Annotated in this window: 24 protein-coding genes; 8 read left to right on the forward strand and 16 right to left on the reverse strand. The window is 59.0% G+C overall.

The genetic code is table 11. The features are described from left to right. The first annotated feature begins 101 nt into the window (after window positions 1-101). Entirely contained in the window at window positions 102-2432 is a 2331-nt protein-coding gene (gene metE, locus JG739_RS29575; protein ID WP_202367698.1) for a 5-methyltetrahydropteroyltriglutamate--homocysteine S-methyltransferase, read from the forward strand. Between the two features lie 719 nt (window positions 2433-3151). Here metE and JG739_RS29580 read toward each other — a convergent pair. Next, window positions 3152-3331 (reverse strand): DUF982 domain-containing protein, encoded by a 180-nt coding sequence (locus JG739_RS29580; RefSeq protein ID WP_244742469.1) that lies wholly within the window; start codon window positions 3329-3331, stop codon window positions 3152-3154. 339 nt (window positions 3332-3670) lie between these two features. After that, window positions 3671-3973, reverse strand: coding sequence for a DUF982 domain-containing protein (locus JG739_RS29585; protein ID WP_202364487.1), 303 nt, complete (start codon window positions 3971-3973; stop codon window positions 3671-3673). 244 nt (window positions 3974-4217) lie between these two features. Between JG739_RS29585 and JG739_RS29590 the strand changes: the two genes are divergently transcribed. Then, the gene (locus tag JG739_RS29590) at window positions 4218-4682 is read left to right on the forward strand and encodes a MucR family transcriptional regulator (RefSeq protein ID WP_027056411.1); all 465 of its coding nucleotides are present in this window, start codon (window positions 4218-4220) and stop codon (window positions 4680-4682) included. Window positions 4683-4939: 257 nt separating this feature from the next. On the opposite strand, the gene JG739_RS36110 is transcribed toward JG739_RS29590, so the two are convergent. From JG739_RS36110 to JG739_RS29620, 6 genes are all read right to left on the reverse strand, one after another. Continuing rightward, window positions 4940-5539, reverse strand: coding sequence for a cold-shock protein (locus JG739_RS36110; protein WP_202364488.1), 600 nt, complete (start codon window positions 5537-5539; stop codon window positions 4940-4942). 373 nt (window positions 5540-5912) lie between these two features. Further along, a complete protein-coding gene (locus JG739_RS29600) occupies window positions 5913-6905 on the reverse strand; it encodes an adenosine kinase (protein WP_202364489.1) in 993 nt (330 codons plus the stop codon). A gap of 100 nt (window positions 6906-7005) precedes the next feature. Further along, complete coding sequence (gene metK / locus JG739_RS29605; protein WP_202364490.1) at window positions 7006-8181, reverse strand: methionine adenosyltransferase; 1176 nt, start codon at window positions 8179-8181, stop codon at window positions 7006-7008. Between the two features lie 55 nt (window positions 8182-8236). Next, window positions 8237-9574, reverse strand: coding sequence for a serine hydroxymethyltransferase (locus JG739_RS29610; protein ID WP_202364491.1), 1338 nt, complete (start codon window positions 9572-9574; stop codon window positions 8237-8239). Further along, window positions 9571-9957: an ArsR family transcriptional regulator gene (locus JG739_RS36115; protein ID WP_202364492.1), complete on the reverse strand. Its 387-nt coding sequence runs from the start codon at window positions 9955-9957 to the stop codon at window positions 9571-9573. The genes JG739_RS29610 and JG739_RS36115 overlap by 4 nt, the downstream gene beginning before the upstream one ends. Window positions 9958-10588: 631 nt before the next feature. Next, window positions 10589-10798 carry a helix-turn-helix transcriptional regulator gene (locus tag JG739_RS29620; RefSeq protein WP_202364493.1) on the reverse strand — a complete coding sequence of 70 codons (210 nt, stop codon included), beginning with the start codon at window positions 10796-10798 and terminating at the stop codon, window positions 10589-10591. Window positions 10799-10977: 179 nt separating this feature from the next. Between JG739_RS29620 and JG739_RS36480 the strand changes: the two genes are divergently transcribed. Continuing rightward, window positions 10978-11124, forward strand: coding sequence for a hypothetical protein (locus tag JG739_RS36480; protein ID WP_446720521.1), 147 nt, complete (start codon window positions 10978-10980; stop codon window positions 11122-11124). A 91-nt stretch (window positions 11125-11215) separates the two neighbouring features. On the opposite strand, the gene JG739_RS29630 is transcribed toward JG739_RS36480, so the two are convergent. Next, window positions 11216-11431 carry a helix-turn-helix domain-containing protein gene (locus JG739_RS29630; RefSeq protein WP_006328748.1) on the reverse strand — a complete coding sequence of 72 codons (216 nt, stop codon included), beginning with the start codon at window positions 11429-11431 and terminating at the stop codon, window positions 11216-11218. A 274-nt stretch (window positions 11432-11705) separates the two neighbouring features. Further along, window positions 11706-11915, reverse strand: coding sequence for a helix-turn-helix domain-containing protein (locus JG739_RS29635; RefSeq protein ID WP_096453812.1), 210 nt, complete (start codon window positions 11913-11915; stop codon window positions 11706-11708). Window positions 11916-12040: 125 nt separating this feature from the next. Between JG739_RS29635 and JG739_RS29640 the strand changes: the two genes are divergently transcribed. Beyond that, entirely contained in the window at window positions 12041-12292 is a 252-nt protein-coding gene (locus tag JG739_RS29640; RefSeq protein ID WP_027033327.1) for a DNA -binding domain-containing protein, read from the forward strand. Between the two features lie 30 nt (window positions 12293-12322). On the opposite strand, the gene JG739_RS29645 is transcribed toward JG739_RS29640, so the two are convergent. From JG739_RS29645 to JG739_RS29670, 6 genes are all read right to left on the reverse strand, one after another. Continuing rightward, window positions 12323-12808: a DNA -binding domain-containing protein gene (locus JG739_RS29645; protein ID WP_244749626.1), complete on the reverse strand. Its 486-nt coding sequence runs from the start codon at window positions 12806-12808 to the stop codon at window positions 12323-12325. Window positions 12809-12872: 64 nt separating this feature from the next. Then, window positions 12873-13124: a transcriptional regulator domain-containing protein gene (locus tag JG739_RS29650; protein WP_202364495.1), complete on the reverse strand. Its 252-nt coding sequence runs from the start codon at window positions 13122-13124 to the stop codon at window positions 12873-12875. 1 nt (window position 13125) lies between these two features. Beyond that, a complete protein-coding gene (locus JG739_RS29655) occupies window positions 13126-13752 on the reverse strand; it encodes an acyl-homoserine-lactone synthase (protein WP_202364496.1) in 627 nt (208 codons plus the stop codon). A 100-nt stretch (window positions 13753-13852) separates the two neighbouring features. After that, complete coding sequence (locus tag JG739_RS29660) at window positions 13853-14578, reverse strand: LuxR family transcriptional regulator (protein WP_202364497.1); 726 nt, start codon at window positions 14576-14578, stop codon at window positions 13853-13855. A 169-nt stretch (window positions 14579-14747) separates the two neighbouring features. Beyond that, window positions 14748-15443, reverse strand: a complete 696-nt coding sequence (locus JG739_RS29665; protein ID WP_202364498.1) for a GntR family transcriptional regulator — start codon at window positions 15441-15443, stop codon at window positions 14748-14750. Continuing rightward, window positions 15443-16216: a maleate cis-trans isomerase family protein gene (locus JG739_RS29670; protein ID WP_202364499.1), complete on the reverse strand. Its 774-nt coding sequence runs from the start codon at window positions 16214-16216 to the stop codon at window positions 15443-15445. Before JG739_RS29670 ends, JG739_RS29665 begins: the two co-directional genes overlap by 1 nt. A 163-nt stretch (window positions 16217-16379) precedes the next feature. Between JG739_RS29670 and JG739_RS29675 the strand changes: the two genes are divergently transcribed. From JG739_RS29675 to JG739_RS29690, 4 genes are all read left to right on the forward strand, one after another. After that, window positions 16380-17525, forward strand: coding sequence for a M24 family metallopeptidase (locus tag JG739_RS29675; RefSeq protein ID WP_202364500.1), 1146 nt, complete (start codon window positions 16380-16382; stop codon window positions 17523-17525). Between the two features lie 9 nt (window positions 17526-17534). Further along, window positions 17535-17747 (forward strand): hypothetical protein, encoded by a 213-nt coding sequence (locus tag JG739_RS29680; RefSeq protein ID WP_202364501.1) that lies wholly within the window; start codon window positions 17535-17537, stop codon window positions 17745-17747. After that, the gene (locus tag JG739_RS29685; RefSeq protein WP_202364502.1) at window positions 17740-19080 is read left to right on the forward strand and encodes an amidase; all 1341 of its coding nucleotides are present in this window, start codon (window positions 17740-17742) and stop codon (window positions 19078-19080) included. Before JG739_RS29680 ends, JG739_RS29685 begins: the two co-directional genes overlap by 8 nt. Window positions 19081-19143: 63 nt before the next feature. After that, complete coding sequence (locus JG739_RS29690; protein ID WP_202364503.1) at window positions 19144-20211, forward strand: ABC transporter substrate-binding protein; 1068 nt, start codon at window positions 19144-19146, stop codon at window positions 20209-20211. The last annotated feature ends 44 nt before the right edge of the window (window positions 20212-20255 follow it).

The following is a 20255-nucleotide window of genomic DNA, read 5'->3' on the forward strand; positions in this document are numbered from 1 at the left end:
GGTGGCCGCGGTAGCCTGGCTTCGTGCCGCCTGCTCGCGCGTTCCTTGTCCCCACGCCCCAACCATCGGGGTATGGCATGACTGTCTCTCAACAAATTCCAGTGGCAACGCTCGGCGTGCCGCGTATCGGTCGACGGCGGGAACTCAAATTCGCGCTTGAAAGCTACTGGTCCGGAAAATCTCCCGCTGCCGACCTGCTCGCGACGGCGAAGGCGCTACGCGCCGCCAGCTGGAGGGAGCAGCACGATCGCGGCGTGTCGAAAATCCCGTCCAACGATTTCTCGCTTTATGACCATGTGCTCGACACCGTCGCCATGGTCGGCGCCGTGCCGGCACGATACACCTGGACTGACGGCGAGGTCCCACTCGATACCTATTTCGCCATGGCGCGCGGCAACCAAGATCAGGCCGCTGATTGCGGACATGCCGGTGACGAGCATGCGGCCAACGGGCATGGCCTTGCCGCGATGGAAATGACCAAATGGTTCGACACCAACTATCACTACATTGTGCCGGAACTTACCGACGATCAGAGCTTTGCCCTCTCGTCGGCGAAACCGGTCGATCATTTCCTCGAGGCCAAGGCGCTCGGCATCCACACGCGCCCGGTCCTGCTTGGACCGGTTACCTTTCTCAAGTTGGCGAAGTCACCTGAGGAAGGTTTCAACCCTATCGCGCTCCTGCCACGGCTGCTGCCCGTCTACGAGGAGCTCCTGCGGAGGCTGAAGCTCGCGGGAGCCGATTGGGTGCAGATCGATGAGCCGGCGCTCGTGGTCGATCTGGTTCCCAATGAACGGGATGCGCTCCAATTCGCCTACTGCCGGCTGTCAAAAGCAGCACCGGAGTTGAAGATCATGGTCGCTACCTATTTCGGATCGCTGGGAGACAATCTCGAGACCGCAACTTCTCTGCCCGTGGCGGGACTGCACGTCGATCTCGTGCGCGCTCCAGAGCAGTTGGAGACCGTCGGCCGGCTCGCGCAAAAGGAACTTGTCCTGTCGCTCGGACTGATCGACGGCCGCAACGTCTGGCGCGCGAACCTGCCTGCCATACTTGACCGCATCAAGCCGATCGTCGCCGGCTGGCCGTTGGACCGCGTGGAGATCGCCCCGTCCTGCTCGATGCTGCATGTGCCGATCGACCTGGACATGGAGACGGCACTCGATGCGGACGTGAAATCGTGGCTCGCCTTCGCGGCGCAAAAAACCGACGAGCTGGTCGTGCTCGCCCGTGCCCTGGCTGAAGGCCGGGACGCGGTCGCCGCCGAACTAGAGGCGTCGGCTGAGGCTGCCGCCGTTCGCGCGACATCCGCTAAGGTGCATGATCCGCTCGTCGAAGGACGGGTCGCCAGCATCAAGGTCGGCATGACGCGCCGGAAGAGCGCATTCGACGTGCGCTCCAAGCTTCAGGGCGACACGTTTGGCTTGCCATCCTTCCCCACCACGACGATCGGCTCCTTCCCGCAAACAGCCGAGGTTCGCAAGGCGCGGGCAGCCCATGCCAAGGGCGAGCTGAGTTACGTCGACTATGAGGCCTTCCTGAAAAAAGAGATAGAAGCCGCCGTTCGCTGGCAAGAAGAGATCGGACTCGACGTGCTGGTCCACGGCGAATTCGAGCGCAACGATATGGTGCAGTATTTCGCCGAGCAGCTCCGCGGCTTTGCCTTCACGCAGCATGGGTGGGTGCAGAGCTATGGCTCGCGCTTTGTGCGACCCCCGATCATCATTGGCGATGTGTCGCGACAAAATCCGATGACACTACACTGGTGGCGATACGCCCAGTCGCTGACGCCAAAGCCGGTGAAGGGCATGCTTACCGGCCCGGTGACGATCCTCAACTGGTCCTTCGTCCGAGACGACCTTCCGCGCTCAGCCGTCTGCCGCCAAGTCGCGCTCGCCATTCGCGATGAAGTGAGCGACCTCGAAAAGGCCGGCGCCAAGATGATCCAGATCGACGAAGCCGCACTGCGCGAGGGCTTGCCGCTTCGTGAGGCCGACTGGGAAACCTATCTCGACTGGGCCGTCGAATGCTTCCGGCTGGCTTCAACGGCGGTTGGCGATGCGACCCAGATTCACACCCATATGTGCTACTCCGAGTTCGGCGACATCGTGGACGCGATTGCTGCAATGGATGCCGATGTGATCTCCATTGAAACCTCGCGCTCGCAGATGGAACTGCTCGATACGCTGCGAACCTTCAAGTATCCGAACGAGATCGGTCCCGGCGTCTATGACATTCACTCGCCGCGGGTCCCGGAAGTGGGCGAGATTTCCAACCTCATCATGCTTGCTCGCGATCGATTGCTGGATGGCCAATTGTGGGTGAATCCCGACTGCGGTCTCAAAACACGCAGATGGGAGGAGGTCCGCCCTGCCCTGATGAACATGGTGGCTGCGGCACGCGCAATTCGGGAAAAAGCGCAGACGGCGTAGGGCTCGGTGACACTCGCCGGCGGTGAGCGGCAACGCCACACACCGGGCATCCTTGGGGGAGTCTATCCGGCGCGCCCAAGGCAATCGCGCTGCCGGTGACGAAGCGCCTCGGCAAGCTTGGCCTGGCCGCGGCCCTTGTTACGGCGCGTCGAAGTCAGCTTTCCAGACGCCGCCGTTGGCTGGCGATCGAAGGAGGCTTGGCCTCAAATGAGCCGGCCAGAAACGAGACGGCTCACCGCCAGCCAGTTTCGGATTATTCCGTATTGGGATCATCCAGTGTCACTATCGTCTCCCCGACCTTGGTCGCCGAACCCCCCGGTCCCGACCATCGGGAGAAGCATCAGCGATCACGCGGCGCCGGTCCGCGGAGCGTGTTGCGGGAGATCGGATGCAGGGCCAAGCTGGGGCAAGGTTCATACGGTACTTCCGGAGACTTTTGAGGCGGCATCGACGCTCCACCATCTGCAGCGGGCCAATTCCCGCTCGATGGCTCCGTCTGCCTCTGGCTGCAATCACCATCACCGCGACGGCGAAGCCGAGCGGCCGCAGCTGGCTGGCGGACCCTTGTGCTTCGATGGTGGAAGATCAGGCGCCGGACCAGGAAAGCCGCCGCGGAAAGTGCGGTGTTGGCTTGCTCCTGGCGGAGCCGGCAGGGGTGTTCGGACCGCGCCCAATAGCGATGTGCAGATGGCCGAAATTCACGAGCGGCGTCCCAGATCTCAATCACTGCGCAGAATGCGTGCTTCGAGCGCGGCTGCGACAAAAGCTCGTCGAGCAGCTGGTGGATGGGTCTTACCGCGTAACACCTGCAGACAGGTGTCCATCGCTATCCTGCGTTTATCGGTCTCATGATGCAGATCCCGGAGCAAGATAGCGGCCGCGTCGTTGACGTCGAACACGACACGCTCCGAGCCGCGGCGGCTAAGCTGAACTACGACTGGCCTCTCAAATCTGATCAACCCGGTCATCCCCTCCTCCACAGCCACTACTCGGCAAACAGCGCGGGCCGCATTTCTTTACTCAGCCGAACGCGACCGCTGCATCGCGCCAATGAGCCTGGCCATTGGCGGGCAAGCGATCGCCATGAGCTGCGTCTGGCATGGTCAGCTTGCGTGCGATCTGCGGTTTTGCAGTTGGTGGTGAGGAACTGCTTCTCATTCGCGTGGTCTAACCGTGAAACCTGTGCATACTGCACTATTCGACGCGGCTCGCGCCAGTCTCAAACATGTCGTCGAAATCTACACCTGCACTTTTCCACTGCCCGATCTGCAGGCGGCGATCCACTGCATCGCGGAGGTTGAATCTTCCAAGATGGCGACCCGCTTCGCAAAGCCGAAAAAGGCATTGCGCGCCGTGCTTACCGGCTTGCGCCCATCGTATGCATCGTAGCATGCCCTCAGGGCGGCTTCGTGGATCAGGTCTCTGCGGTCTTCCGGCCATTCGTTGAGAAAATCGATTGCATCCGCAAGGCCAGCAATCTCTTGGATGATGTGCGTTGCGCGCTTCACAAAAAGGGGGCTGCTGAAAGCCTTAGCGTTCATTGGTTTCTCCCAACTTTCTAAATAGCCAATTTGCGGTGAAGAGGCGCCGCATCGACACGGCGACCCTGGCACAATGTGTTGTCAGGGCGATGACGGTTCAAGAGGAAGATCCGTGACGGCGACCGGGCGTGCAGCGATCCGCCAACACATCATGCAATGGCGTGGTTGCCATCAAAGGCGGTCGTCACTATTAAGCTATGAAGTGATTCATAACCGGCTAGTCTAATTCCGCAGGAGCGTTTTCATGACCGACGAAACCGAGAGCAAAGCCGACAACCTCATCGAACTCACCGCCCATGTCGTCTCAGCCTATGTTTCGAACAATCCGGTTCCCGTCGGTGAACTGCCTGGGCTTATCGGCCAGATACACATCGCATTGAAAGGCACTGCTGGTGGTGCCGCACCAGAAAAGTCAGAAGCTCTCAAGCCTGCCGTACCGATCAGAAAATCGGTTACACCCGATTACATTTTCAGCCTTGAGGACGGTAAGAAGTTCAAGTCGCTCAAGCGTCACCTGGCTACCCACTATGGCCTTACGCCCGACGAATATCGCGCGAAATGGGAGCTGCCGGCGGACTATCCCATGGTGGCGCCGAATTACGCTGCGGCGCGCTCGGCATTGGCCAAGACGATGGGTCTGGGCCGCAAGCCGAAGGAACCGGGAACGCCGGCACCTGCCAAGCGTCCCCGCAAGAAAGCCGCAGCCTGACCGCACTTTTTCAGGCCCGACGAAGCGGGCCCGGCATGATTTCGCACTCGCGAGATAACATTTGTGCATTGCAATATCCGGGGCTATCGGTATGATCATGGTGTCGGCCATCTACTCCTCCCAGATGTGGTGCCGACCCTGAATGGGGCGCACCTCCTCCCGTGCCTCATTCTAAATCGAGCCCGCTGCCACCTCCTCCCGGTAGCGGGCTTTTTCTTTGTCTGAGGGACGATTTCGGTAGGCCAACGCATTTGGCTCTAAGCGAGGCGAATGCTCCGAACTTCCGGGCCTTTCTTGCCCTGCCCGCATTGGACAAAAACCTTCTGACCCTCCATCAGCATGCTCAGTCCTGAGCGGGTCAGCGCGGTGGCATGAACGAAGATGTCCTTCTCACCGTTTTCAGGAGCAATGAAGCCGAAGCCCTTTTGGGGATTGTACCACTTGACCGTGCCCTCGCTCTCCACCTGGGCACTCGTCCCGGCGGTGGACTCTCCAGTGCGACGCGTATGTAGCTGAGGTTTTGCGGTCTGACCGCCTATCTCCAGCACTTGCGCGACCTGATGACCTCTTGGACTTTCTTCCGTTGTGACCTTGAGACGCGTTCCCTCGGAAACACCGCGGCTCCCGGCCGCCTCCAGCACTCGGATGTGCAGATAGGCCTCGATGCCCTCTGGCAGTTTGACAAAGCCAAAACCCTTGCTGGTGTTGAACCAGATCACTTCGGCGTCGACAGCGGATGCGGCTAGGGTCGACGAACGCTGAAAGTAGCTTGGCTCGGAAGGCCGTTCCGCAAAAGAAACCGGGTCATCGTCATGACGATGCCGGCGTGGCTCACGATGATCTTTATATTTGCTCATGATCGTCTCGACTCGGCTGAACAACGCACTGCGCTCCCGGCAGGATAATCTCAATCGGGCGATGCATTCATGTCAATTCACCAGTTGGCCGCTTACCCGCTCGATCGCATCACGATCCCGACCTGTTGCCACACGCGCGATGATGGCGGGTGAGCAATATATGCCACAGCTCGAGGCAGCTGATCCGAACGGGATCCCTATATCGCACGGCAAAAGGGTCGCGCTGTAGGGCGGCACCCGCGATCAACCGTTTCGATCGTGACATGCTCCGGGCTGCCGCCTCACGCGGATGCGCATCCGATGTTTCGATTTACGCGCACTTTTCCGCACAGCCCCCAGGAGGGCAGACGGGCAGCTCGTCATTAACGCCCCCCTACAACAACCCAGCCTGCTCGGCCTCGCGGCGCAGGTTCTGCCGAGGCCTCGGGCCGATCTGCTGGATAACCAGGCCGGCGGCCAGTGAGCCAAGGTCGCCGCAGGTCTTGAGGTCGCGGCCCTGCGTGTAGCCATGCAGGAAGCCGGCGGCATAGAGGTCGCCGGCGCCGGTGGTATCGACCAGTTCGCGGATCGTCATCGCCTTGATGGTGACGGTTTCGTCGCCACGCACGATCACCGAGCCCTTTTCCGAGCGGGTCACGGCGGCTATTCTGCAGTCCTTGCGGATCCGCGCCAGCGCATCATCGAAGGACGACGTCTGGTAGAGCGATTTGATCTCATGGCTGTTGGCAAAGACGATGTCGACCGTGCCCGATCGCATCAGCTCGAGAAATTCGTCGCGGTAGCGGTCAACGCAGAACGAATCCGAGAGTGTCATCGAGACCTCGCGGCCGGCTGCGTGCGCGAGCTTCGCCGTCCGCCGGATCGCCTCCTTGGCGCGCGGCGGGTCCCACAGATAGCCCTCGAAATAAGTAACCTTGGCGCCCGACGCCTTCTCGGCCTCGACGTCCTCCGGCCCGAGTTCGATGCAGGCGCCGAGATAGGTGTTCATTGAGCGCTCGCCGTCCGGCGTGATGAAGATCATCGACCGCGCCGTCGGCGGCTGGCCTTGGAGCGGCTCGGTGTCGAACGCGACGCCCTGGGCCTGGATGTCGTGGGTGTAGATTTCGCCGAGCGCATCGTTCGAAACCTTACCGAAGAAGGCGGCACGTCCACCGAAGCTGGCAACGCCGGCCGCCGTGTTGCCGGCGCTGCCGCCGGAGGCCTCGATCGCCGGGCCCATACGGCTGTAGAGTAGTTCGGCGCGATGGGTGTCGATGAGGTTCATCGCGCCCTTGATGATGCCGTTGGTCTCGAGGAATTCCTCGTCGCATTGGGCGATGATGTCGACAATGGCATTGCCGATGCAAAGCACGTCATAATCCGGCATCAATGTCTCCGCCAACTACCCACCGGCTTTCTGCTATGCCGGCCAGGCGCGCGTCTAGCGAGTTGAAAAGGATTGCCGCATGCGCTTGATCCAGCGGCCCTCACGCAGCTGCCGGTCCTGCTTCACGCAGCAAGTCGTCGGCTCTGTCCGTCTTCTCCCAGGTGAACTCAGGCTCTTCACGGCCGAAGTGTCCGTATGTCGCGGTCTTGCGGTATATCGGGCGCAAGAGATCAAGCATCTTGATGATGCCTTTCGGTCGGAGATCGAAAAGCTCAAGAACAAGGCTCTCGATCCTTTTTTCCTCAATCCTTGCGGTTCCGAATGTGTTGACCATGACAGAAACCGGACTGGCCACGCCGATCGCGTAGGCAAGCTGAACCTCGCAGACCTCCGCAAGTCCGCTGGCAACGATATTCTTCGCGACGTACCGGGCGGCATAGGCGGCCGAGCGGTCAACCTTGGATGGGTCCTTGCCCGAGAAGGCGCCGCCGCCATGACGCCCCGTTCCGCCGTAGGAATCGACGATGATCTTGCGTCCGGTGAGGCCGCAGTCGCCGGCAGGCCCGCCGACCACGAACCGCCCTGTTGGGTTGACCAGAAATCTGATCCCTGACGTATCCAAGTGGGTCGGCAGGACCGGTTTTATGATCTCCTCAATGACACCTTCGCGGACTGTATCTTGGGAGACCGCCTCGTCATGCTGAGTTGACAGCACTATAGTGTCCAGCGCCACTGGGCGGAGACCCTCGTAGCGTACGGAGACTTGAGATTTTACGTCAGGACGCAACCAGCCAAGCTGTCCCGTCTTCCGGATCTCTGCCTGTCTTTTCGTCAAATGGTGAGCGAGTTGGATCGGCAAGGGCATCAAAGTATCCGTCTCGTTGCATGCGAATCCAAACATGAGGCCCTGATCCCCCGCCCCCTGCTCGAGATCCTGCCCTCGTCCCTCATCAACGCCCTGGCTTATGTCGGGCGACTGCTCGGTGAGAGCCAGAACGACGGCGCAACGTCGACCATCAAAGCCGATGCCATCGTCGTCGTAGCCAATATCGAGGATCGTATCGCGGGCAACTTGAGTATAATCGATCACCGCGTGGCTGGTGATCTCTCCAGCCAGAACGACCATCCCTGTCTTCACCAACGTTTCACAGGCGACGCGCGCCTTCGGGTCGGTGCGGAGGATGGCATCGAGGATGGCATCGGAGATGTTGTCTGCCATCTTATCGGGGTGTCCCGCGCCGACGGATTCGGAAGAGAATACGAACTGCCTGGTCATGGATGCCCTCGCTTCAAGTGTTGGAGTTAGATGGGAGTTTCTGGATTAGGGCGGCTTATCGGTCGGTGATGCCGGGGACGTCGAACGCAGTGCAAAAATCGGCAACCTCTCTTCGTACGCTCGCATGAACTTCCTGGTCATCGGGCTGGCGGCAGACCGAGTCGATGAAAGCGGCGATCTGCACCATCTCCGTCTCGCGCATGCCCATGGACGTCACCGCTGGTGTCCCTAAGCGGATGCCGCTTGTGAGCGCCGGATGCCGCCGGTCACCCGGCACCATATTGAAATTCGCAATGATACCAGCACGCGATAAGCGCTCGGCATAGGCTTTGCCCGACAGCGGCCGGTTTCGAAGATCAAGGATCAGCATGTGATTGTCAGTGCCGCCAGTGACAAGTTTATAACCTCGCTCCAGAAGCGCCCCGGCCAGAGCCTTGGCGTTGTTGACGATCTGCTGACCGTAGACACGAAAGGACGGGTTCGCTGCCTCCTGCAAGGCGACGGCAAGCGCGGCGATAGTATTCATATGCGGTCCGCCTTGCAGGAGAGGGAACACGGCGCGGTCTATACGTTTGGCCAGATTGTGTTTGCTTTTCGGATGATAGAGCGGCTGATAGCGATCTTCATTCCTTGACAAAATAAAGCCACCGCGGGGGCCGCGGATCGACTTGTGAGATGTGCTGGTGACGACGTCGCAATGAGCCACGGGATTCGGATGCGCTCCAGCGACAATCAGGCCGCTGATGTGCGCAATGTCGGCCACGAGATAGGAGTTGGCCTCCAGAGCGATTTCTGCCATTGCCGCGTAGTCAAAGACACGCGGGTAGGAAGTTCCGCCGACCCAAATGAGTTTCGGCCGTTCCCGCCTGGCGGTCTCGCGCAAGCGGTCATAGTCAATTTGCTGCGTCTTATCGTGCAGCCCATAGGGGACGCGTTGATAATCAGTGCCGGAAAAGTTGACGGACCACCCATGAGTCAGATGGCCCCCTTCGGGCAACGGCAGCCCCATGACTTTGTCACGGGGGCTCAAAAGCGCGCGATAGACAGCCTGGTTGGCTGGTGAGCCCGAATAAGGCTGGACGTTGGCGTGCTCACTGCCAAATAGCGCTTTCAGGCGCTCGATCGCGAGGGTCTCAAGCTCATCGACGATCTCATTTCCCGCGTAGTAGCGCGCACCCGGGTAGCCCTCGGCATACTTGTTCGCGAAGATAGAGCCGGTCGCTTCCAGTACGGCTGAGGAGGCAAAGTTCTCAGATGCGATAAGTTTGAGCATCGTCCGCTCTTGCCGCCTCTGTCGTAGAAGCAGTTCATGAACGCGGCAATCGACGTGGACCAAGGAAGACCGTCCGTATGTGCCGGGCTCTGCCATGGCTACGTCAGCGGAGTTCTTCATGGTAGTTTCGCACTCCCACTTAGGCAGATCTTTTCACGACAAGCAGCAGTCCCCTTCGACCACGCGTCTTGTACCGCCTCGAGCCGCTCCAGGTCGCGCTTATGATACTCATCGTCGTGGGGTAGGAGATCGACCAGGAATTGAACCAACCCTCCGTCCCGGCCCCCTGCATTGAGATGATATGAGGACCAAGGACGTTGTCCATTGCCGCAAAGAAAGTTGGCTTTGGCGAGCATCCGGACGTGTCGCGCAACGCGCTCCCGACGAAGATCGAGAATCGCAGCTAGTTCGCAGACAGTCAGGTCGGCATGCGCGCAAAGGCCCAGGATCCGTAGGCGATCAAGATGTGCTGCTGTCATTAGGCGATCGACAAGTATCATCATTGGTTAGCACGACGCCAAAATAGAAGAACCGAACGCTCGTCCTGCTGGCTTTATCATTTCGCGCTCTTCGCAAATGCTGTTCGGCGGCGGAACACAAAACGACACCAGATTTCTGCAGCCACTGAACTCGAAAGTTGTGGTGAGCGTACCATTGACAGCACTTTTCGGTCGCAAAGTTTCCGTGAATTTCCTTGAAGGATCTGTTGCAAGGCCTAAACAAGAACGCAACGAGATTGGCGAGGTGCTGGTAAGACGGCAAGCTGGCGAACAGCTTGGCCAAGAGAGAGGCGACCGGCGCCACCTTTTTCCCAGGCGACAGTGCTAACCTGCTGGTGCACCCGATCCGCCATTTACTTGATTTCGTGTCGCGGAGGGATCGCAAAGCCGTCGTGCCGACGCTCAGCGCCATCTGCCGGAGGCGCGGACGCCAAGCCGGCATGAAGGCTGTGGGGACTTCAGGGCCACGGACTGGGCCGGCGGTACCCGGCGATCACTAGAGCTGGCGGCGCGACTGGCAGCACGTCGTGCCGTTCTTCGCCTATCCGAGTGTGCGCAGCATCATTTACACGACGGATGCAGTCGAAATGTCCGCGGCGCGTCGGCGCCGTTTCCAAATAGCGCCTAATCCCGGTCAGTCAGGTCGCACCAGATCGGTGTGGCTGACACGGAGGGCTTGTGCCAGTTCATAAAGCGTGACGATTGTGGGGTTCCTTTTGCCCTTCTCCAACCCGCTGATGTACTGCTGGCTGAAGCCGGAGATCTCGGCAAGCTGCTCCTGCGTCAAGCCGGCCTTCTCCCTGATCCTGCGTGCATTTCGTCCGACCAGCTTGCGCATATCCATGCGCGGAGGTCAGCGGATCACGGGCCTTGAGTTTATCAACTATAATATGTAATCCACATTGTCATCGATTTGCCCGAACCATCTGCCGCGGGGGGCAGTAAATCCAGGGATGCGATTTTGATGACGTTGGTCGCTCAAGCCAAGCACAGCACGAGCTATCGGTCACGCAAGCGACGCACATGTGCGAGAACCTCGCAAGGGTCGATTTCGAGCGCTTCCGCTGCGTCGAGGAATTCAATGACGTCCATGCGACGTTCACCGCCCTCATACCTGGCCACGAAAGACTGCGGGCGGCGAAGCGCGTCGGTAACCTTGGCCTGGGTTAAGCCCTTGTTCTTGCGCGCCGCTATCAGCTGTTCAAGCAGCCGGCGTTGGCGGGGCGATCGAAGGGAGTTCGGCATGAGACGGTGCTTAAGCCTATTCAGATCGCGGATCGAGCAGCGTTGCCGGCTCAACCTCCAGCACCGTAGCGAGCTTCTCGACCATGTCGATGGTAGCAGCATATACACTGCGCTCAAGAGCGCTGATGTAGGTTCGATCAACACCAGCTTCATGCGCCAGCGCCTCCTGCGACAGCTTCTTTTTCTCGCGAAGCCTACGCAGATTGCGGGCAAAGACCTCTCGGATTCCCATAGGCGAGAGGCCACCCTCTTGTTGAGGATTTCACCACGGAGTATACTCTACAAACTTAAGGAGCAACTCGCACGAGCATCGACTTTGCCCGAACTACCTGCTGTTAGGGATCGCGACTTCCCGGATGCGATCTGACGATGATTATCGCTCAAGGTCAGCGCTGTAGTCACGCGAGCTACGCCAGGGAGCGAAGCCGACTGGTCAGGTCACTGGCGGCCGGTTGCGCGCCATCAAAATCGATTTCGGCAATCCGGGATGGGCCAGATCGCCTTTGTTACTGCGGCCTAATCAACTCACAAGGATCAACGTCAAGTGCTTTTGCGAGCCGGCCAAGCACACTGACGCTTGCGGAAACCCGAGCACGCTCGATCGAACCCACATAGCGCATGCTCAGCTCTGCGCGGGCAGCCAATTCTTCCTGCGTCAGGTCCTGATCATGGCGCAAACGACGCATGTTGATCGCCATGACCTCCTTGAGGTCCATGGCGAGATAGGGACCAGAACCGGAACTATGGTTCTAGGAACGATCGTTCCTATTCGCTATGGTGAGCCAACCGAGGAGCAGCCGTGCCCGATCACAACAAACCCCAAACAGGCAAGAGGGTCGCGATGAAACGCAAAGTCCAAGACGAAGTCCCTTGGTCGGACAGCCTGACCGCTTACGACAATGAGCACTTCACGATCTATATGAGGCTCCTGGACGCGTCCGCTGACGATGCCAGCGAAGACGAGATGGCTCAGCTCGTCCTCGGCATCGATCCGATGCGAGAACCTGAGCGCGCCCGAATGGCTGTTCGCAGCCATCTCGACCGGGCCAACTGGATGGTTACGACTGGATACAAAGAACTGTTCGCGCGCTAACCGGCTCCAGGTGAGCTATTCCAATTACTTTCAGGCGAGGAAATCCCGATAGCCACGATCCATGAGCATGTGACCGCGCCGGACGGCACGGCGGATGCGATCGCGAAGGTGGTTGCGCGGATCCGTCCAGTCGGCCCTGACGCGTTGTCGGCCCAACAGAGCCATTGCGATTTGGCGGTGCGATGCCCCGCCTAGCGAGCCGTCGAGCGCCTGGAGGACAAAGCGCAGACGGCTGGCGCGCGCTTCGGGGGGAAACAGCCTGTCGGGAAGTTGTCCAGTCGAGTGAAGAGCATTGAGGCATTCGAGCGCATTCAGGTGCTGCCTCATCCGATCGGGGGGCCAGATCGCGTCGACGGAAAGCCGAACGGGGCACAAAACGTCCGCGCCCTCCACAACCAGTTGTAAATCCCGGTGAGCATTTCGCAGCACGACGTGCTGGCGATCGTCCGCCGTGGTCACGATTGCCACCCGACATGGCAATGCAGCGAGATCAAACGAAAGCGTTTCGGGCGACAATGCCTTTTCCGCAATGAGCGGCAGGACATGCGGGCATTGGCGGAAGCACCAGAACACAGCCGCATCAGGCCTCAATGAGCTTGCGAAAAAGGAGCCGCCACCGCGTGAGATCGAGCGGCGATCTCACCACTTCTACATTGAAGCGCCTTTTTGCAAATTCTGCCTGCTCAAGGGCGCGCCTCAAGTCACGCTGGAAGGCCGGATTGCGCCGCAGGAATTCCCAGGCCCAGCCGCGTCGGGTCAGGTAGCGCGTATAGCGATAGGATTTCTCATCCTGCCAGTCCGGCCAGTCGGCGCCGTTACCTATCATAACCATGTCAGGCGGCCGTGCAGAGCACCGGCGCCCCCAGCACGGGACCGCCAAGACCGCCATTGTGGCAGACCGCAGCAAGGCTCGCCTCTGAGACATCCAAAAAGCCGGCAACGGCGTGCGTGGTGCCGATTGTCTGGGGCGGCCCGATGCGGGCCAGCGGCCATCCGGCGCGACGCAGGATTCGCTCCATGCGCAAATCCGTAACCGTAACGATATGCGTGAGCCGCCGCGACAAACCGAACTCGATCATGCCGGCGAAGAGTTTATAGGTGGCAACAGCAATGCTCCCACTGTCCTTCGGTCCAGACGGTGGGAGATCAAGGGCGAAACGGCTGCTTTCCCAGACACTCGGTTCCTCGGGTGCCGTTCTCCCTTCCAACAGCCTCGAAAAGACATCTCGCAGCATCGTCGGCCCCGTCGAGGGCAGAAGGCGTACGCCGCCCCCGACGCGACTGGCCGAATCGCGCAACACAAGATAGCGCGGTTTCAGGGAATCGAATGAATCGATCTCGAAGCCCCCGGTCGTGCGCACGTTCCAGTCGAGCCGCTCCTTGAAGACGCGGTAGCGCAGGCAGTGCATTAGTTCGTCGGCAAAGGCGCCGTACCAGCCGGGCGCAATAAGCTCAATCATGATGGTCTCCTCGCAGGTATGACCCTGCCATTGGAGGCGAACCTTCATGCCGCGACTGCCTGTGTATTTGCACAGGTGGATTAAAGAGAGATTTTGTTCCTCAGGGAATTGATGATCGTGAGGAGGCCAGCAGCGTCACCGCCTGATTTTTGGTGCGCACGCCGAGCTTCTTCTTGGCATTGTCCAGATGGAAAGCGGCCGTGCGCTCCTTGATCCCCAAGATGCAGCCGATCTCCCAGGCGGACTTGCCCTTTGCCGTCCATTGCAGGCATTCGTACTCACGAGGCGTCAGCGAAACACCATCCACCGCCAGCCCACCCGAAAGCTTGCGGCGAACGCCAATGTGAAAACACATTGCCATAATCTCGAGCGCTTGCTCATATTGCTCGGCGGTGCGCAGGAAGGTCGGATCGAGCCTGTCTGCCGCGAAGGTCATCGCAGCGACACCGCCGCGGCGGTCGACAAGTGGAATGGTCAGTCCGCAGCAGATGCCGAATTCGGCAGCCTCGTCGAAAAGCTGTTGCTGTCGCTTTGAAATGCCGGCATGGCCGAAACCCGGTCCCCACTGAAAGGGACATTCGCTGCACCTTGCCCATTCTATGACCGGGTCGATCCTTTCGTATTGGTGGCGCAAGTAGTGCCACGTCCAGCCGGAATGATAGTTCGATATCAGCCTGGGTTTTGTGACGCGATCAGACACCAGAGACAGATAGGCGAATGCGGGAATGTCGAAGGCGCCGGCGGCGCTGGCCAGTGCGTTATGGAAGTCGACTTCATCAACGCTCAAAGACAACTGTTCCAGCAAAGTTTCGAAGACGAGCTGCATTTTCTCCTGCGGCTGTTTTCAATTAAACCTGGGACTTTCGGACTTCTTGCCAGCTAAGGGCGTTGCATCGTGATCAGAGGACGCGGGGTAGATGGCCGCAGCAGACTGCGGCGGGGAAACAAGTTTCCGTCAAATCCCGCGCGGATTGACGTGACAGACGGGATAGTAACTAGCCCGTGGAGATGTATCTCGCGACGCGCAATAGGCCGTATGAGATGAAGTTTCGCTGCACAAATCCGACTGCTCTCAGATCTCCAGCACGCAACGCGCGACAGAGTTCATCAACTTCCTCCTTTAAGAACCTGACTTCATCCTCCCACATTCTATCTACCAAGCTGTACCAGACACGTGAGGCCTGAAAGTACAGGCGGTCGTGGCTCTCCCTCATCGCGGAATTGCTGATAAGCCCATTGACCGCGAAATGAAGCTCATGGTTAATCTGCCAGAACTGCTCAAAATCTCTCGAATGAAGAAGGGCTTCCACCCGCGGGACAAGTGCCTCGACTGCCTCAAGTGCTTTGGGGGCTCGCTCGGGTCTGCTGAAATCGCCGATCATTTCACTCAGTCTTAGACGGAAAGCGTAGACGTCCTTGAATTCCTTGAAATCCACTCCGGTGACTGTCGTGCCGACTCCATTCTTGGTTTCAACAAGACCTTCGTAGTCAAGACGCTGCAACGCCTGCCGAACCGGTGTACGACTGACATTGAACTCCGCAGCCAATTCTGTCTCGACGAGCAGTTCTCCGGGCCGGTATTGCAACAGACAAATCCGGTCTCGAAGAACGCGATGGATCTCGACCGACTGGCCCCGAGGAGGCGCGGTTCGTGGCGCCTCTCGCTTAAATGCTGTCGCGGCTTTAGACATCAGTTCTCTTTGAAAAGTCGGCCATATTTGTCGCTCCGGTCGTTCACCCCCGCCAACCGCAAGCAATCCCATATCATCGCCTGGTTGCTGGTGATCACCGGCTTACCCGATTCTGCTTCAAGTGCCTGGATAATGTCCACCGAGCGAAGGGCACCGCAACTGATAAAAATGGCATCGGAATCTGCCCGATCGACCTGCTTCGCGAATTCGTAGATATAGTCAGGGGTCACCCGCACCATGTCTTCATCATTTTCAATGTTCAAACCCTGGATATTCAGGATCTCAAATCCCCGTTCTTCCATATAAACCCGCTCGATCTCGTTAACCGGATCGACATAAGGAGTCGCGACGGTGATCTTCCTCGCATTCATCGCCTTCAGGGCGCGCATGACGCCGGAGATTATAGATGTCGGCTTGGCGCCGGGTGCACCGCGTGTGAGTTCCGCGAACACCTTGTCTTCGCCGATCACGACGCTTCCAGAAGTGCATGCGTAGCAAATGACGTCGAGTTGCACCTCCGGAACGATCAGGGAAGCAGCGTCGCCGATTCCCGAAGCCATGGCAGACAAAGTTTCGACGTCCACCTTATTTGCCATCGGGGCTCTCTGGAAGTGAACGCCGACCCCGTGCGGAGCCAGCTTGAACATATCCTCTTCGATGGTCTGCTCCATCGCCAGAAGAACGAACCCCAGCTTGGCCTTGTGATGGCGCCCCCCGTCGAACCGGATGCCTCCGCGACCGAGTGAATATTCAACGGTTCCAGTCTGTTGCATTTGCCGCCTGCTCCTATAGCCGTCCCTTACCTGTACACAGCCAATGCGAATATGCAAGATTTGTTGTCAAAAAACTGCCGATTACGTCGCAGTTGACAGATTTTTGACGTCAATTTAACATTGCTGTAATCCAAGCTGCATACAGATTGAGAGGCCCGAGACCATGAGACCAGGCAAGCAACGTACCGAGAAACTGAAGAAGGCGCTCCATGCGGGTGGCTTCGAAAGCGCCATTCTGACCAACCCGGATTCCATCGCCTACTTCGGCGAGTATCTGGACTATCTGGGCATAGACTTCGGCCGGCCTACTCTGATGACGGTTCCGGTTGACGGCGAGCCGACCATTATTACTCCCCTGATGGAATCGGAGATGTGCGGACGGATGAGCTGGGTGACCGACATCCGCCCTTGGAGCGACGGCATCAACGACGAGTGGCGGAGCGTCCTCAAATCGGCGGTCGAAGGAAAGGCGCGCCGAGTTGCAATCGAGAAGCGATCCATCCCGGCGCTCGTGGCCAATGATTTGCTCCCCATGCTTCATGGAGCCGAAGTCGGCGACGCGGGACCTGTCATCTCGGAGATCCGGATGATCAAGTCGGCCGATGAGATCGGAATTATGCGCAAGGCGGGCGAAGTTGCCGTCGCCATGGTGAAAGGCGCGCGCGAAGTCATTGCCGAGGGCGTGCCGGAGTACGAGGTCGCGCTGGCAGTCATCGCAGCGGGCACCAGGAAGGCAGCGTCATTCCTCGATGACAAGACGGATCGTTTCGTCTCTCCTACCATCTACAATCTTCAGATCCTGCAGTCGGGCACCGACGTGTGCCTGGTACACCGACGTTCGTCGGTTCGTGAAATCCGAAAGGGAGATCCAGTTTATCTCTGCTTCTGCGGGATCGCCAACTTCCGCAACTACAAGCTCGGCTTCGACCGCGAATTCTTCGTCGGCGGAGCGACAGACGAGCAAGTCCGTGTTTATGAGACTGCCGTGGCCGCTCAGCAGGCGGCGCTCGCGGCAATCAAGCCGGGCATCGCATGCGAGGAAATCAACGCCGCTGCAGAAGCAGTCTACACCGAGGCAGGTTTCGCGGCTGGATATCGAACTGGTCGTTCGGTCGGTCAGTCATTCCTGGAGTTCCCGGAACTGAAGCGCGGAGAGAAGCGTCTGCTCGAAGCCGGCATGACCTTCGCGGTGGACGGTGGGATCACGATCGAAGGAAGCTTCGGCGGGCGTATCGGCGACTCGATCGTGGTGACCGATACCGGATTCGAGTACCTGACGAACTATCCGCGTGAACTCGCAGTCGTTTGAGGTGGCTCAATGACCCGGCCCACCTTTGCTACATTGAGAGCGATGAACGCCGAATTCTTCGGCGGCCGCTGGGACGATAAGGATCTGGAGCAGCTTGTTGCGCCAACATTCGGTGTCGTCTCCAGCTTCGAAAAGGTCATTTTGGACCTTCAGCGCATTGTCAATAAAGATTTGGGCCAGGTGACCCCCGATGACCACAACTCGGGGCTCACCAATGACTGAGAGGAAATCCGTCAAACAGATCGCGGCAGAAATTCGAGGCGGCCGCTCGGTTGTCGAAGTTGTCGAAGAGAGCTTGGCAACAGCGGAACGACTGAATCCCGAGCACTTCAGCTTCATAACGATTATGCGGGATCAAGCACTCTTGCGGGCGGCAAAAGCCGACGCCCGGAGAAGACACGGCCATGATGGGATGCTGCTCGAGGGCGTGCCTTTCGCGGCAAAGGACATGTTCGAAACCGCCGACGTTCTCACAACGGGCGGAAGTCCGGTACTGAAGGATAATGTGCCTGACACATCAGCCCAGGTCATCACGCGTCTGGAGGAGGCTGGCTCTGTACTGATCGGCAAGGCGAACCAGCACGAGTTCGCGTATGGCGCGACGGGGGAGAACAGCTGGAGCGGTACGACACGCAATCCGTTCGACACCACACGGTTGGCTGGAGGATCCAGCGGAGGGTCGGCTGCCGCGGTTGCGGCGGGGATCGTGCCCTACGCACTGGGAACGGACACTGGCGGGTCGGTTCGCGTTCCAGCCGCACTTTGTGGAGTAGTTGGTTTCAAACCCAGCTTCGGGCGCATGAGCCTTCAAGGCGTCATTCCATACTGCTGGTCTCTCGATCATGCCGGGATCTTCGCCAACAACGTGGAAGACGTGGCCCTCGTCCTAGATCAGACGACATCTATCGGTCGCGCACCGGTACACAGGAACCTAAAGGTCGGGACTGTAAGGGGGTGGGCCGAAAGAAGTGACGCCCCCGTCCGTAAGGCGTTCCTCATGGCCAAATCTGCCCTCGAGCAAATGGGGGCATCATTCACGGAAATCGAGCTCCCGGACCAAGCGGAAGCAAGAACAGTTTCGCTGACGATACAGTTGGCAGAGACGTTGGCCTATCATGGCCCCAACCTCGCGCGTGCGCGCTCATCGTTCGGGGAAGACATGCTGAGCGGGATGGCGCTCGGACAGTTCCTTTCGGCAGAAAGCTACATACAGTGCAAGCGCATGCTTGAGGTTTATGATCGGGCGTTCTCAGAGACGATGAGCACCGTGGACGTTCTGCTGACGCCCAGTTGCCCGATCACGGCCCCCAAAGTCGGTTCCGTGCGTGTCGACGTGGGAGGTGACAGTCTGCCCGTAGGAAACGCGCTGACCCTGTTCACATCGTTCTTCAACCTCGTGGGGGCACCAGCTATCGCGTTCCCCGTCCCTGAAGCGACATCCTACCTTCCTGTATCAGCGCAGCTAGTCGGCCGACGCAATCGCGACTCCGAGCTTCTGGCGGTAGCGCAGGCTTTTGAGGAAAACCTTCGAGGAACAAACAAGATCGCGACCTAGCCGCTTTTGAATTTAATCGACCAAGCCGGCGTGAAGTTCGGTCGATCCAGAGGAGTAACAAGAATGAATAAGTTTCTATATCTAGTGGCTGCGATTGCTAGCATCCCCACCGTTTCTTCCACAACCTTCGCCGCGGACCAACTGGTTATCGCGTCGTTCGGAGGTGCCTACACGGCCAGTCAGTCAAAGGCCTTTATCGAGCCCTACACGGCCGAGAAAGGCGCCAAGGTACTCACCGCTGATTATAACGGCGGTCTCGCGGAACTTCGATCCCAGGTTCAATCCGGCAACGGCGCTTGGGATGTGATCGACCTCGAGCTTCAGGATGCGCTCAGAGCTTGCGATGACGGCCTCATCGAAAAGATCGACGCCTCCCAGCTCGCTCCGGCCGCCGATGGAACCGCCGCTAAGGACGACTTCCTGCCAGACACCCTGATGGATTGCGGCGTTGGAACCATCATGTGGTCGAACATCATCGCCTACGACAAGACCAAGTTCCCGAACGGCGGTCCCAAGACCATTGCCGATTTCTTCGACCTAAAGAAGTTTCCGGGCAAGCGCGGCCTGAGCAACAAGCCAAATGTCAACCTTGAGTGGGCGCTCATGGCCGATGGTGTGCCGAACGACAAGGTTTATGAAACGCTCGCGACCAAAGAGGGTCTCGACAGGGCGTTTGCGGAGCTCGACTCGATCAAAAAGGACGTGGTGTTTTGGGGCGCGCATGCTCAGGCACCGCAGCTTCTCGCGGACGGCGAAGTCGTCATGACGGCAGCGGCGAATGGCCGGATTTACGACGCGATCTCCAAGGAGAACAAACCCTTCGAGATTGTGTGGGACGGACAAATCTGGAATCTGGACGTATGGGCGATCTCGAAGGCAAGCAAGAATAAGGACGCTGCTCTGGACTTCGTGAAGTTCTCGACGACGGGCCAGCGCCTTGCAGACATGACTAAGTACATCAGCTACGGCCCGGTCAGAAAGTCATCCCAAAGTTTGGTTCCCGAGACGATCCGGACCAGCCTGCCGACCTACGAAGACAACTTCAAGACGTCTCTTGCGAACGATCTCGAGTTCTGGGCAGATCATCAGGATGAGATCAACCAGCGCTGGGCGACCTGGATGGCGAAGTAATTCGGTCGCGCTTGCTTTCCGCTGCGATGGTCGGAGCGTTGCTC

The organism is Mesorhizobium sp. L-2-11, assembly GCF_016756595.1.
Taxonomy (GTDB): Bacteria; Pseudomonadota; Alphaproteobacteria; order Rhizobiales; family Rhizobiaceae; genus Mesorhizobium.